The organism is Mesorhizobium sp. M7A.F.Ca.US.005.03.1.1 (assembly GCF_003997975.1).
GTDB classification, from domain to species: Bacteria; Pseudomonadota; Alphaproteobacteria; order Rhizobiales; family Rhizobiaceae; genus Mesorhizobium; species Mesorhizobium ciceri.
The window spans coordinates 1-13,996 of record NZ_RZRO01000131.1 but is presented as its reverse complement, the minus strand read 5'-3'; the positions used below and the strand labels follow the sequence as shown (position 1 = coordinate 13,996).

General features: G+C 61.8%; 13 protein-coding genes and 1 pseudogene. 5 read left to right on the top strand and 9 right to left on the bottom strand.

All coding sequences use genetic code 11. From position 1 onward, the window contains the following. The 4 genes and pseudogenes from EN990_RS36410 to EN990_RS32160 all read right to left on the bottom strand — a co-directional run. Nucleotides 1-155, bottom strand: a pseudogene (locus EN990_RS36410) (ABC transporter ATP-binding protein); the annotation flags it as partial. 378 nt (nucleotides 156-533) lie between these two features. Next, complete coding sequence (locus EN990_RS32170) at nucleotides 534-944, bottom strand: GNAT family N-acetyltransferase (RefSeq protein ID WP_027161485.1); 411 nt, start codon at nucleotides 942-944, stop codon at nucleotides 534-536. A gap of 36 nt (nucleotides 945-980) precedes the next feature. Next, nucleotides 981-2,657 carry an NAD+ synthase gene (locus EN990_RS32165; RefSeq protein WP_013531895.1) on the bottom strand — a complete coding sequence of 559 codons (1,677 nt, stop codon included), beginning with the start codon at nucleotides 2,655-2,657 and terminating at the stop codon, nucleotides 981-983. A gap of 150 nt (nucleotides 2,658-2,807) precedes the next feature. After that, nucleotides 2,808-3,524, bottom strand: a complete 717-nt coding sequence (locus tag EN990_RS32160; protein ID WP_127385433.1) for a DNA-3-methyladenine glycosylase I — start codon at nucleotides 3,522-3,524, stop codon at nucleotides 2,808-2,810. A gap of 92 nt (nucleotides 3,525-3,616) precedes the next feature. On the opposite strand from EN990_RS32160, the gene EN990_RS32155 reads away from it, so the two are divergent. Both EN990_RS32155 and EN990_RS32150 read left to right on the top strand, forming a co-directional pair. Continuing rightward, the gene (locus EN990_RS32155; protein ID WP_024503559.1) at nucleotides 3,617-4,180 is read left to right on the top strand and encodes a DUF1003 domain-containing protein; all 564 of its coding nucleotides are present in this window, start codon (nucleotides 3,617-3,619) and stop codon (nucleotides 4,178-4,180) included. Beyond that, entirely contained in the window at nucleotides 4,177-4,764 is a 588-nt protein-coding gene (locus tag EN990_RS32150; protein WP_127369361.1) for a DedA family protein, read from the top strand. Before EN990_RS32155 ends, EN990_RS32150 begins: the two co-directional genes overlap by 4 nt. Nucleotides 4,765-4,767: 3 nt before the next feature. Here EN990_RS32150 and EN990_RS32145 read toward each other — a convergent pair whose 3' ends face one another. From EN990_RS32145 to EN990_RS32135, 3 genes are all read right to left on the bottom strand, one after another. Continuing rightward, nucleotides 4,768-5,355, bottom strand: a complete 588-nt coding sequence (locus EN990_RS32145; RefSeq protein WP_027161483.1) for a hemerythrin domain-containing protein — start codon at nucleotides 5,353-5,355, stop codon at nucleotides 4,768-4,770. Between the two features lie 40 nt (nucleotides 5,356-5,395). Continuing rightward, nucleotides 5,396-5,755: a diacylglycerol kinase gene (locus EN990_RS32140; protein ID WP_024503562.1), complete on the bottom strand. Its 360-nt coding sequence runs from the start codon at nucleotides 5,753-5,755 to the stop codon at nucleotides 5,396-5,398. An 81-nt stretch (nucleotides 5,756-5,836) separates the two neighbouring features. Continuing rightward, nucleotides 5,837-6,253 (bottom strand): GFA family protein, encoded by a 417-nt coding sequence (locus EN990_RS32135; RefSeq protein ID WP_127369360.1) that lies wholly within the window; start codon nucleotides 6,251-6,253, stop codon nucleotides 5,837-5,839. A gap of 411 nt (nucleotides 6,254-6,664) precedes the next feature. Here EN990_RS32135 and EN990_RS32130 point away from each other — a divergent pair, with 411 nt between their 5' ends. The 3 genes from EN990_RS32130 to EN990_RS32120 all read left to right on the top strand — a co-directional run bounded on the left by EN990_RS32130 (nucleotide 6,665) and on the right by EN990_RS32120 (nucleotide 8,924). Then, nucleotides 6,665-7,732 (top strand): GGDEF domain-containing protein, encoded by a 1,068-nt coding sequence (locus EN990_RS32130; protein ID WP_027161481.1) that lies wholly within the window; start codon nucleotides 6,665-6,667, stop codon nucleotides 7,730-7,732. 90 nt (nucleotides 7,733-7,822) lie between these two features. Beyond that, nucleotides 7,823-8,197 (top strand): MbcA/ParS/Xre antitoxin family protein, encoded by a 375-nt coding sequence (locus EN990_RS32125; protein WP_013531903.1) that lies wholly within the window; start codon nucleotides 7,823-7,825, stop codon nucleotides 8,195-8,197. After that, on the top strand, nucleotides 8,157-8,924 hold the full coding sequence (locus tag EN990_RS32120; protein WP_013531904.1) for an RES family NAD+ phosphorylase: 768 nt from the start codon (nucleotides 8,157-8,159) through the stop codon (nucleotides 8,922-8,924). The genes EN990_RS32125 and EN990_RS32120 overlap by 41 nt, the downstream gene beginning before the upstream one ends. Nucleotides 8,925-8,993: 69 nt before the next feature. Here the strand turns inward: EN990_RS32120 and EN990_RS32115 are convergent, their stop codons facing one another. After that, nucleotides 8,994-10,367 carry a 3-deoxy-7-phosphoheptulonate synthase class II gene (locus EN990_RS32115; protein WP_013531905.1) on the bottom strand — a complete coding sequence of 458 codons (1,374 nt, stop codon included), beginning with the start codon at nucleotides 10,365-10,367 and terminating at the stop codon, nucleotides 8,994-8,996. 134 nt (nucleotides 10,368-10,501) lie between these two features. Further along, a partial coding sequence (gene mfd, locus EN990_RS32110) for a transcription-repair coupling factor (protein ID WP_245469231.1) occupies nucleotides 10,502-13,996 on the bottom strand: 3,495 nt, incomplete at its 5' end.

Genomic DNA, 13,996 nt, shown 5'->3' with positions numbered 1-13,996 from the left:
GAATAGAGCGGCGTCAGCACATCGGCCAGCGTCGACAGCAGGAAGCTGGCCATGATGAGCGAGAGCCGCCACGGCTGGCGCCGCCAATGGGTAAGCGTGAAGCCAAGAACGCTGCGAAAGGCGCTCGCGCGCAAATCGATCTTGAAACGAGCCATGATGTCATTCGGGCACAAACGAGCCCGATCCCAGTAGGTCGAAAATTGAAGAAGCCGCGCAAGGGCCAATGATTGCCCGGAAGCGGAGTGGCATATTTGGCGTATCGCCCATAACCGGGCGGCGATCGGCATCGGCATAAGCCTGTGCTCGATCCGGCATCGGCACGAAGGGCAAACCTTCGCGGAGCGCCGGATGAGACCTAGGCTTCGCGGCCTCGCATTGCCATGTGAAATACTGCCATTCGGACCTCCCGCAAGACAATTGCGGAGCGGTTCTTATAGAGACGCTCCGATGCACCGCCAAGACGGGCTGACGCCAAAAGCGTATCTGGTCCAACCACTGCGATTATTTTGCAACAATGGCGGGCAAGCCGCGCCTCATTCAGGAACGCGATCCAAGCGCATGTAGCGGCCATCGGTCGATGGCTTGAACCCGAGCTTTTCATACATGCCATGGGCATCGCTGGTCGACAGGCTCCAATGGAAAACGGTCCTGACCTCCGGATGGTCGATCAAGGCCTGGACGAGCCGGCTTCCTATGCCTTGCCCGCGATTCTCCGGCCAGATGATGAGATCGGCGAGATAGGCGAATACGGTGCGGTCGGTGATCGCCCGGCCGAAGCCGACTTGCCTGCCATCGACATAGGCGCCGACGCAAAGCGAATTGGCAAAGGCGCGGCGATGGACTTCGTCAGTGCGTCCGGCGCCCCAATAGCTTGCCATTAACAGGTCCGATGTCGCACGGAAATCGATCCGTGACATGTCGAAGCTGATCTCACAATCGGGCATGGTTGTCTCCGGCCGCGCCGCGTGCGCTTTCGGTACCTAGCTGCGATCCCTGAAACGATTGGTGATGGGGTAGCGGCGGTCGCGGCCAAAATTCTTTTTCGTGATCTTCACGCCCGGCGCCGCCTGCCGTCGCTTGTATTCTGCGATGTAGAGCAGGTGCTCGATGCGCGTCACCGTCGCCCGGTCATGGCCGCGCGCGACGATGTCGTCGACACCCATCTCATTCTCGACCAGGCATTCGAGGATATCGTCCAGCACCGGATAGGGCGGCAGCGAATCCTGATCGGTCTGGTTCTCGCGCAATTCCGCCGACGGTGCCTTGTCGATGATGTTTTTCGGGATCACCTCGCCCGAGGGGCCCAGCGCACCCGGCGGCACGTGGCTGTTGCGCCAGCGCGACAGCGCGTAGACCTGCATCTTGTAGAGGTCCTTGATCGGATTGAAGCCGCCATTCATGTCGCCATAGAGCGTGGCATAACCGACCGACATCTCGCTCTTGTTGCCGGTGGTGACGACCATCGAGCCGAACTTGTTGGAGATCGCCATCAGGATGGTGCCGCGTGCGCGGCTCTGCAAATTCTCCTCGGTGATACCTTCCTTGGTGCCTTCGAACATCTGCGTCAGTGCGTGCAGGAAGCCCTCGACCGGCTCGAAGATGGGCACGATGTCATAGCGGCAGCCGAGAGCGCGGGCGCAATCCTCGGCATCTTTGAGCGAATCCTTCGAGGTATAGCGGTAGGGCATCATCACCGCGCGCAGCCGTTCCTCGCCGAGCGCATCGACGGCCAGCGCCGCGCAGATCGCCGAATCGATGCCGCCGGACAGACCAAGCACGACGTTCTTGAAGCCGTTCTTGTTGACGTAGTCGCGCAGGCCCAGCATGCAGGCGCGATAGTCAGCCTCCTCCCGGTCCGGGATTTTCGACATCGGCCCTTCCGAGCAGACCCAGTGATCGCCTTGTCTCTTCCAGGTGGTGACGTCGACCGCTTCCTCGAACTGGCTCATCTGGAAGGCAAGTGTCTTGTCGGCGCCAATGGCAAACGAAGCGCCGTCGAAGATCAGCTCGTCCTGGCCGCCAAGCTGGTTGGCATAGATCATCGGCAGCCCACATTCGATGACCTGGCGGATGACGACCTGGTGGCGGACATCGATCTTGGCGCGATAATAGGGCGAGCCGTTCGGCACCAGCAGGATTTCTGCCCCGCTTTCGGCCAGCGTCTCGCAGATATCGACATCGCCCCAGATGTCCTCGCAGATCGGAATTCCGATGCGCACGCCGCGGAAATTGACCGGCCCCTGGATCTCGGGTCCGGCCTGGAAGACGCGCTTCTCGTCGAACTCGCCGTAGTTCGGCAGATCGAGCTTGTAGCGTTCGGCGATGATCTTGCCGCCGTCGGCGAAGATGATCGAATTGTGCGTGCCGCTCTTGCGCTTCAACGGCGTGCCGATGATGACGCCGGGACCGCCATCCGCGGTGTCGGCGGCAAAGTCCTGTGCCGCCTTTTCGCAGGCTTTCAAAAAGGCCGGCTTCAGCACCAGATCCTCCGGCGGGTAGCCGGCGAGGAAAAGCTCGGTATAGAGCACGAGATCGGCGCCCTGACGTGCGGCATCCGCCCTCGCCTCGCGGGCTTTGGCGAGATTGCCTGATATGTCGCCGACAGTCGGATTGAGCTGGGCGACGGCGATGCGCAGGATGTCGAGCTTCTTGGTCATGCCTGCTGACTTAGCGCGGCAAAATTGCCCGGGCAATGGCGTTCGTTTGGACCAATTCGGAGCAAATGACGAATGTCATTCGTGTCCGGACCGATCGATTCGATCGTGTTGACCGATCGACGAATGCCGATCGTGGCAAGCGACCACGTTTCAGTCGTCGCCCATATATTCGCGCAGCGCTTGCGGCGAATGGTTCTCGCCGATCGACATCGCCAGGACGCGTGAAATATGGCGGCGCGGCAGATGCGTCTCCGCTGCCCATTGATTGATTTGCCTCTGGATCTTGTCCAAATCCTTCTTCGAAGTCGGGCTTTCGGCGATGTCGAGGCCGGCGTCGCGCAACGCCGCGGCCATATCGCCCGAGATGACGAACGCATCCCAACCCAGCCAGCGCAGGAAATACTGGCCCGTGTTGCCGCCCAGCCGGCTGCCATGCTTGCCGAGCCAGGCCATCAGCCCGACCTGGTCATCATCGGGCCATTCCGCAAGGAATTTGCCGAAACCGCCATATTCCTTCGACACACGCTCGACAAAGGCAGCATTGTCGCGAACGGATCTGATCTTCTGCGGGTTGCGTACGATGCGCTGGTCGGCCGTCAGATCGTGCCAGAAATCATCGGGCTGGAACAACAGCCGCTTCGGCTCAAAGCGCAGAAACGCCTCCTCGAAGCCAGGCCATTTCTGCTCGATGACGCGCCAGACGAAACCGGCGGCGAAGACGCGCTCAGCCATAATGGAGAGAATGCGGTCATCGGGGATGTCAGCCACGGCGGCATTGTCAGGCGCCGGACCAAGCAGCGACGTCAGTTCCTCTTCGCCGCCCTTACGTTTTGCGGCGCGAGCGCGAATTTTCTTGAAATCGGCCATTGGTCCCTCGGCAACTGGAATCAATCTAACACTTCCCGTGCGAGCCGGCAGCCTCTACCTCTTACGGCAAGCCTAAGACCCTGGAGATGGCCATGAACAAGACGATCGACGATCTGGCGAACCGCTGGCTCAAGCGGCGGCCGGACGGCCTCAGCCAGCTCGAAAGCCGGGTGCTGCAATCGACGCTCGAACGCACCACCATCTCGCGCGACACCAACAAGGCCGTTGCCTTCCACCAGACCTTCGGCGACCGGCTTGCCGATACGATCGCCCGCATCGGCGGGTCATGGTCCTTCATCCTGACCTTCATCGCCTTTCTGGTCCTATGGACGGCGGGCAATGTCTGGCTCCTGTCGCGTGACGCCTTCGATCCCTACCCGTTCATCTTCCTCAATCTCGTTTTGTCGATGGTAGCCGCCTTGCAGGCGCCGGTGATCATGATGGCGCAGAACCGCCAGACCGAACGCGACCGCATCGACGCCGCCCACGATTACGAGGTCAACCTGAAAGCCGAGATCGAGATCATGGCGCTGCATGAAAAGCTGGATGAACTGCGCCACGGCCAGATTCTCGGCATGCGCGACGAGATCGTGCAACTGACCGAGATGATCAAGCGGATCGACGAAAGGCTGTCTTCGCAGCAGTCGGCTTCATGATCGACGCGATCCACCATTTCATCGAACAATACGGGCTGCTCGCGGTCTTTGTCGGTTGCGTCGCGGAGGGCGAAAGTGCTGCCATTCTCGGCGGCTTCTTCGCCCACCAGCAGGTCTTCGTGCTGTGGCACGCCGTCCTTGCGGCCGGCCTCGGCGCCTTTGTCGGCGACACTTTCTTCTTCATCCTCGGACGAAGCTTTGCCGACCATCCCTATGTCGTCAGATTGCGCAAGCGGCCCGGCTTTCGCCGCGCCTTTCGCCTGCTCAACACCCATCCCGACATTTTCGTGCTGTCGAACCGCTATATCTACGGCATGCGTCTCGTCGGCGGCATTGCAGCCGGGCTCTCCAATATCACAGCGCCGCGCTTCGTCATCCTCAACGCGCTTTCATCGGCGGTCTGGGCGGTGCTGTTCGGTACGATCGGTTATGTCTTTGGACTTGGCGCAGAGCACTTCATCGGCCAGGCGCTGATGCATCACGAACGGTTGCTGATCGGTCTTGGCATCGGCCTGACCGTGGCCGTTCTGGCATGGCTCGTCGCCCGTCACATCGCCAGGAGGGAACGCGCCAGGGAAGGCTGATCGTCAATCCACCCCGAGCGCCCGATCCCCCCGATCGAGGATGAGCGGGACGATCAGGTCTTCCTCGTCGGCAAGATGTCTTGTCAGCATGGCGATCAGCCGGCTGTTTTCGTCGGCATAGGCGTCGGCTGCAAAGCGCTGTCTGTCTTCGCTCTCCTGCAGCGTCTTGATGAAGGCATTGGCCGCCTCGGCATTGCGCTCCAGCCCTTCATGGATGGTGTGGTGGTCGGCATCGAGAATCTCGAAGCCGCGCTTCAAACGGGGCTCGGCCTTGGCGAATACCGGGAAATATTGATAATCCTCGACATTGTGGTGACCGTCGAGATGCCCAAGAAAATGATTGAGGCGCGGCGCGAACCAGCGCGCGAAATCAGGCGCCGTCAGCCGTCCCTCACGGAAGTCGTCAATGCCGTTGGCCAGCATGCCGCCGAGTTCGCGGAACATGTCGTGCCGCTGCAGCCACATATTGGCGATGCCGTGGACGTTGGCATGGTCCTGCCAGTTTTCACGCGGGTATTTTTCGACGAGCCAGCGCAGATCGTCTGGCAGGCCCACGCGTTCGAGAAGCAGAAAATTGACGGCCCCGGCCATGACAGTCTCCTTTGGTGACTGGCATATAGGCATCGAAAGGCTAGATCGGTAGCCCAGTGATCCGCTCGATAATGGCGATGCCCCAGACACCGGCGACGATGAGCACCGAAATCAGCACCGCCAGCGAACCGCAATCCTTGGCCAACTGGATGTCGACATTGAACTCGCGGCTGAAAGCGTCGCATGCCGCCTCGATGCCGGTGTTAAGCACCTCGACCATGATCAAGAGCAGCACCGCGCCGATCAGCAAGGCATAACCGCGCCACGAGATCGAAACGAACCAGCCGAGCGGCAGTGCCAGCGCCAGCAGCATCAGCTCCTGCTGGAAAGCCTTCTCGCTGGCGGCCAGCTTGCGAAACGCCCGCACCGAATTGAAATAAGCGTCGATCAGCCGCTGCATGCCAAACCCCTTTGCGAATCACCGGCACGGGATAATGCAATGGCTGGCCAGATCAATGGAATAAGGTGACTTGTCCAAGATTCATTCAGCAACCGGTATGGACGATGTCGACTTTTCAAACTGCGGCAGCCCGTCGTCGATCGAATAATAGTCGCCCTTGTCACCGACGAAGATATGGCATTCCCCCTCAAGACCTGTCGGCTTGTCGAACGATCCCGCCATGACTGAAACGTAGTCCTGGTCTCGCGGCTTCCAGAACAGCACCGACCCGCATGCCTTGCAGAACCCACGCCTGGCGAAGGTAGAGGCTTCGTACCAGGTGATACTTTCCACGCCTTCGATCACGATGTCGACATTGGCAACATTGGTCGCGGCATAGAAATGTCCGCTCTGCTTGCGGCATTGCGAGCAATGACAATAGACGACGCCACGCAACGCTCCGTTCGTTCTGAAGCGGACGGCTCCACACAGACACGATCCCTGGTGACCACCACTCACGTCGATCCTCCTTGAAAGAAAAGTGCCTGGCATCGCCTTCAGGATTCCAGCTTTGCGGCGCACGCACGCAAGCAAATGCGACATGTACTGGCGTGGAGAATCCGAAATTCGGTTTCATTTTGAAGCGTGCGATGCGCGAATCGCGAATTCGGGCCGCTGCACCGGCGTTGTTTCCAACTGTTGGACGCGCGAACCAGAGCTTTTACAGCCCGCAGACAGAGAAAACCCGCGGAACCTTCGCCAGTTAAGAGAACTTTAGCGACAGCGCATTTATGGTCACCCTGCAAGTGAAGGCCGTGGGTGGGGACGCATCCCTTCGCAAGTTGTTCCGAAGCGTCGGTCGCATTCCCCAGGGTTCGGCGACAAAAGGGGATCCGCGAATTCCGCGGATCATCCGGGGGAAGAACCAGAATGCAGCCGGCAGCTGTCCCGACCGAACGCACCGACATCGCAGCCACTGTTGTCGCGACAATGCGCCAGTTGGGCGTGCTCGGCCTGCCGCGCAATTACGAGATCTTCTATGAGGCCCTGAGCGGCACCAATCGCGAACTCAGCCTGGCCGTCGTTTCGCTGAGCAGCCGGCCGACACAGGATGAACTGGATCAGATCGGGCGCACTTTCTTTGCCCACAACCATGGTCCTGGCATCGTCGAGCATGCCCGAGACGTCATTGCCAGGGAGCTCGAGGAGGTTGCTTCACTGCTGCGGAGCGAGCGCAGCCATATCGAGAAATACGGCAGGATCCTCGATGAGACATCGAGCGGCCTCAACGGCCGCAGCCTTCTCTCCCAGGATCTTTTGCACAAGATCGCCAACGCCATGGCGGTTGCCACCAATTCGACGATCGATCACGGCCGGCAGGTGGCCTCGACGCTCAGCGACAAGACGGCCGAACTCGAGACCGTCAAATCGAAGCTCGAGGAATACAAACGGTTGGCCGACACCGATCCCCTGACCCACATCTGGAATCGCCGCGCCTTCGACAAGGAAATCACCAGGATCTACAACAGCAACAGGGGTATCCTGTTCAACGCCCTGGTCCTTGCCGACATCGACCGCTTTAAGGACATCAACGACCGCTTCGGCCACCCGGTCGGCGACAAGATCATCCAGAGCATCGCCGATATCTTCCAGACCAGCATTCGCGGCGACATGTTCGTTGCTCGCACCGGCGGCGAGGAGTTCGCGCTGATCGTCGAGGGCGCCAGCGAGGACGCCACCTATGACGTTGCAGAGCGTATTCGTGCCCTGATCGAGCAGACGCCGTTCACCAGCAGCCAGACGGGCACGAATTACGGCACCGTCACCGTCTCGATGGGTATCTGCATGGCGTCCGAAGCCGAAGGACCCGAAGATCTCTACACCAAGGCCGACCGGGCGCTCTATCGCTCGAAGGTCAGCGGCCGCAACCGCGTCACCAGGCACTCGACGATGGCTGGCCGAGCAGGCAAGAGCTGGCTGCTCTACAAGAAGGATTGAGACTCCCGTTTGCAGATTGTTTTGCGTCCCGCCCCTTTCCATATGAATTTTTGTGGCCTATATTTTCTACAGAAATAGGAAGGCGTCGCAATGCAATCTCAAACCGCTGCCAAGACAGCCGAGAATGCAGTCCTGACCAAGGCAACGGTGCGCGCGGCCGATCTGCTGGACATCACCGCCAGAATGCTGGCCTCGGTGATCGGAGTTTCGGAGGCCACGGTTTCGCGCATGCGCAGGAACGAATTCGTGCTCGAGCGCGGCACCAAGCCATTCGAGCTTGCCGTGTTGTTCGTCAGGCTGTTCCGCTCGCTCGACGCCATTGTCGGCGGCGACGCGGTCGTCGCCCGGGCATGGCTGAAGAACGCCAACACGGCGTTCGACGCTGCTCCGCTTGAAAAGATCCTCACCATCACCGGGCTCGTCGATGTCATTGCCTATCTGGACTCCCGACGCGCTCTCGTCTGAGACCGTCGGCATCGACAGCAAGTACTGGCGCATGGTCGAAGCGCAGCACCATGTCTCGACGCTGAAAATCGTCGACACGCTCGACGAACAGGCGATGCTGGAAGACCTGATCGAGGAAACCAAGCCGCAGATCCCAATTGAATGCCGCCATCTCCACTATCTCCTGGCGACGCCCTTCCGCTACGGCTCGGTCTATCCGCACGGTTCGCGCTTCCGCCGTGCCGGCAGGACCAAGGGCGTCTACTATGCGGCCGAGACCATGATGACCGCGGTGGCCGAAATGGCCTTCTACCGGCTGCTGTTCTTTGCCGAGTCGCCCAAAACACCCTGGCCAAGCGACGCCGCCGAATACACGGCCTTTGCGGCCGCGATCAAATGCGCCAAGGTGATCGATCTCACCCGGCCGCCGCTCGATCGTGACGCAACGGCATGGACGCATCCGACCGACTATGCCGCTTGCCAGGCCATTGCCGATACTGCCCGCGAGGCCGGGCTGGAGGCGATCCGCTACCGCTCGGCGCGCGATCCCAAGGGCGCCAACATTGCGCTGCTGACCTGCCGCGGCTTTGCCAAGGCAAAGCCGCTGGAGCCGCGGACCTGGCGCATCCGGCTTGGTGCGTTCGGCGTGCAGGCGATCTGCGAGTTTCCGGAAAAGCGCATCGAGTTTTCAAGGACGGCGTTTGCTGACCCCAGACTCGCCGGCCTGCGCTGGGAACGCGGGCACTGAACCAACTAAAAGAAAAGCGCCGGATTTCTCCAGCGCTTTTTCCGTCAGCCGTTCAGGCCGAAATCGAGCCTAACCGTTCGCAACCTGCTTGTGCTGCACCGGGTGGCTCTTCTTGAGCAGGTCTGACACCAGGAACGCCAGTTCGATCGCCTGGTCGGCGTTGAGGCGCGGGTCGCAATGGGTGTGGTAGCGGTCCTGCAACTCCTCGGCGGTGATGGCGCGCGCGCCACCGGTGCATTCGGTGACGTTCTTACCGGTCATCTCGACATGGATGCCGCCCGGATGCGTGCCTTCGGCGCGGTGCACTTCGAAGAAGGTCTGAACCTCCTTCAGGATGCGGTCGAACGGCCGCGTCTTGTAGCCGGCGGCCTCGATCGTGTTGCCGTGCATCGGGTCCGACGACCACACCACCGAGCGGCCTTCCTTCTGCACCGCGCGAACCAGCTTCGGCAGATGGTCGGCGACCTTGTCGGAGCCGAAACGTGCAATCAGCGTCAGCCGGCCGGGTTCATTTTCGGGGTTGAGCAAGTCGATCAGCTCCAGCAAGCCGTCCGGCGTCAGCGACGGACCGCATTTCAGGCCGAGCGGGTTCTTGATGCCGCGGCAATATTCGACATGCGCATGGTCGGGCTGGCGGGTGCGGTCGCCGATCCAGATCATATGGCCCGAGGTAGCGTACCAGTCGCCGGAGGTCGAATCGACACGCGTCAGCGCCTCCTCGTAGCCGAGCAGCAGCGCCTCATGGCTGGTATAGAAATCGGTCTCGCGCAGCGCGTAGTTGGTTTCCGAAGTGATGCCGACGGCCTTCATGAAGTCCATCGTCTCGGTGATGCGGTTGGCGAGCGACTCGTATTTCTCGCCCTGCGGGCTGTCGGACACGAAGCCGAGCATCCAGCGGTGCACATTCTCCAGGCTGGCATAGCCGCCTTGCGCGAAGGCGCGCAGAAGGTTGAGCGTCGCCGCCGACTGGCGGTACGCCATCTCCTGGCGAGCGGGATCCGGAATGCGCGACTTCGGGTCGAATTCGATGCCGTTGATGATGTCGCCGCGATAGCTGGGCAGCGTCACCTCGCCCTTGGTCTCATTGTCGGACGAGCGCGGCTTGGCGAACTGGCCGGCAACGCGGCCGACCTTGACCACCGGCTGCGCGCCGGCGAAGGTCAGCACCACCGACATCTGCAGGAAGACGCGGAAGAAGTCGCGGATGTTGTCTGCGCCGTGCTCGGCGAAGCTCTCGGCGCAATCGCCACCCTGAAGGAGGAATGCGTCACCGGCAGCGACCGAAGCGAGCTGCTTCTTGAGCTTGCGCGCCTCACCGGCAAAAACCAGCGGCGGAAAGGTTGCGAGCTGGGCCTCCGTGTTCTTCAGCGCTGCAAGGTCCGGATAAGCAGGAACCTGCTTGATCGGCTTTGCTCTCCACGAATTCGGCGACCATTTCGTCATCGCTGCACCCAACGCTCTTTCCAGCGGCCTATACTCCGCCATTCCCGCCCCAATTGGGGATCGCGGCTCCATACACGAAGCCGATTTCCTATTCTAGACCGGAATTTCAGCGCTGGCGAATGGTCCGAGGCTAGCTACGCCGCCTTCTCCACCAGCCGTGCCAACTGCGTCATGACGACCGCCGAGCCCGCCAGCCTCTTCTCGGCTGTCGGCCAGTCGCGCACGAAGACGACACTGTGGTCCGGCCGGATCTTGGCCAACGATCCCTGTTCGCCAATGAACTTGACCAGCCCGACCGGGTTGGAGAATTCGCGCTTGCGGAAATGGATGACGACGCCCTTCGGCCCGGCGTCGAGTTTTTCGACATTGGCCTTGCGGCAGAGCGCCTTGATGAAGACGATCTTCAACAGATGCTTCACCTCCTCCGGCAGCGGGCCGAAGCGGTCGATCAGCTCGGCGCCGAAAGCGTCGATTTCCTCGGTGTTTTCGAGATCGCCGAGACGGCGATAAAGCGCCAGCCGGAGCTGCAGGTCCGGAACATAGCTTTCCGGGATCATCACCGCCGTGCCGACGGCAATCTGCGGCGACCAGCCGCCATCCTGCACCTCGCCCGAATCCTTCACCTCGGCGACGGCTTCTTCCAGCATCTGCTGGTAGAGTTCGAAGCCGACCTCCTTGATGTGTCCGGACTGCTCCTCGCCGAGAAGATTGCCGGCGCCTCTGATATCGAGGTCGTGGCTGGCCAGTTGGAAGCCGGCGCCCAGAGTGTCGAGCGATTGCAGCACCTTGAGCCTCCGCTCGGCGGTGTCGGTCAGCTTGCGGTTGGCCGGCAGCGTGAACAGCGCGTAGGCCCGCACCTTCGAACGGCCGACGCGGCCGCGCAATTGGTAGAGCTGCGACAGGCCGAACATGTCGGCGCGGTGGATGATCAGCGTGTTGGCGGTCGGAATATCAAGGCCGGATTCGACGATGGTGGTCGACAACAGCACGTCGTACTGGCCGTCATAAAAGGCATTCATGATGTCGTCGAGTTCGCCCGGCGGCATCTGGCCATGAGCCACCGCCACCTTCAACTCCGGCACGGATTCCTTCAGGAAATCATGTATTTCCGAGAGATCGCTGATGCGCGGCACCACATAGAAAGAATGGCCACCGCGATAGCGTTCGCGCAGCAGCGTCTCGCGGATCACCAGCGGATCGAAGGGCGATATGAAGGTGCGCACCGCCATGCGATCGACCGGCGGCGTGGCGATCAGCGACAGCTCGCGCACCCCGGTCAACGCCAGTTGCAGCGTTCGCGGGATCGGCGTCGCCGACAGCGTCAGCACGTGCACGTCGGTCTTCAGGTCCTTCAGCCGTTCCTTGTGCTTGACGCCAAAATGCTGCTCTTCGTCGATGATCAGCAGACCAAGGTTCTTGAACGAGATCGCGGAACCGAGCAGCGCGTGCGTGCCGATGACGATGTCGACCTGGCCTTCGGCGATGCCTTTCTTGGTCTCGGCCAGTTCCTTGGCGCCGACCAGCCGCGACGCCTGGGCGACGCGGATCGGCAGGCCGGAAAACCGCTGCGAAAACGTCTTGAAATGCTGGCGTGACAGCAATGTCGTCGGCACCACCACCGCCACCTGAAAGCCTTCCATCGCCGCGATGAAGGCGGCACGCAGCGCCACTTCGGTCTTGCCGAAACCGACATCGCCGCAGATCAGCCGGTCCATCGGCTTGCCGGCAGCAAGATCGTCGCGCACCGAATCGATGGCCGTCTGTTGGTCGTCGGTCTCTTCATAGGGAAAGCGGGCGGCGAACTCGCCATAGAGGCCTTCTGCCGGCACCAGTGGCGGCGCCGAGCGCATCTGCCGCTCGGCGGCGATGCGGATCAACTGACCGGCCATGTCGAGCAGGCGCTTTCTCAGCCGCGCTTTGCGCGACTGCCAGGCGCCGCCGCCAAGCTTGTCCAGCGTCGCCTCGGCCGTGTCAGAACCGTAGCGCGACAGGAGTTCGATGTTTTCCACCGGCAGGAACAGCCGGTCGTCGCCGGCATAGTGGATTTCCAGGCAGTCATGCGGTGCGCCGACCGCTTCGATGGTGCGCAGGCCAATGAAACGGCCAATGCCGTGGTCGGCATGGACGACAATGTCGCCGGCCGACAGCGCCGAGGCCTCGGCAATGAAATCCGAGGGACGCTTCTTGCGTTTCGAGCGCCGGATCAGCCGGTCGCCCAAAATGTCCTGTTCGGCGACGACGACCAGTTTTTCGGTCTCGAAGCCGGATTCGAGGGGCAGCACGGCCAGGGCCGCCTGCCCCGGCTCGAGCTTTTCGGCTTCCGCCAGCGTCACGACCTGCTTGAGGTTGCCGAGATGGTGTTCGGCGAGGATCTGGCCAAGCCGGTCGAGCGAGCCTTCGGTCCAGCCGGCGATGACGACGCGGCGGCGCGCCGCGCGCTCATCGGCGATGTGTTTGACGACGACATCGAACACGTTGGCGTTCGGATCGGCGCGCTCCTCGACGAAGCTGCGGCCGTGGCGCGAACCGGCGTGATAGACCTTCTTGGCGCCAACGTCGGGCGCGTCGAATGGCGTAAAGTCGATCGCTTCGCGCGGCCCGAGCGAGGTGATCAGGTTTTCCGGGGAGAGATAGAGCAGGTCCGGCGCGACTGGCTTATAGGGCACCGCATCCTTCAGCGCGCCGTCGGCCTGCTTCCTGCGCGCCTCGTAGTGATCGAGGATCAGCGTGTGGCGCTCGGCCAGCGCCTCATGCGCCAGATGGTCGAAGATGACAGGCGTGTCAGGCAGATAGTCGAACACCGTCTCCAGCCGTTCGTAGAAGAACGGCAGCCAGTGCTCCATGCCAGCGAAGCGACGCCCTTCGCTGACCGCCGCATAGAGCCCGTCGTCGCGCTGCGGTGCCCCGAAGGCTTCGATATAGGAGCGGCGGAAGCGGCTGATGGTTTCCGGCGTCAGCGCCACCTCGCTCATCGCTTGCAGCGCCATCGACTTGCGTTGACCGGTGGTGCGCTGCGTGGCGGCGTCGAACACACGGATCGATTCCAGCGTGTCGCCGAAGAAATCGAGCCTGAGCGCCTCGGTCCAGCCGGGAGCGAACAGGTCGAGAATGCCGCCGCGCACCGCGAACTCGCCGATGCCGCGCACTGTCGGCACACGCTCGAAACCAGACGTTTCCAGCCGCGAGACCAGTGCGTTCATGTCGATCTGGTTGCCGGGCCTGGCATGAAAAGTCTGCGCCTCGACCAACTCGGACGGCGGAATGCGCTGCAGCAGCGCATTGGCGGTGGTGAGGATGACGGCGCGGTGCGGCTTCTTCGCCAGAGCGATCATGGCGGTCAGCGCATCGAGGCGCTTGGCGGCCGCATCGGAGCCGGGCGAGACGCGGTCGTAGGGCAAGCAATCCCAGGCCGGCAGTTCCAGCACCGGCAGGCCGGGGGCCGCGAAAGACAATGCCTCGATGATCGCCGGCAGGCGCTGACCGTCGCGCGCGACGAACAGAACCGGCTTGTCGGGCGCGATCTCGAGCGCCGCCTGCACCAGCGCAAAGGCTTCGTAGCCGTCGGCGACGCCATCGACGATGAACTGACCGGCGCGGCCTTTCGGCAGACCGATGGTGGGAATGAGGCT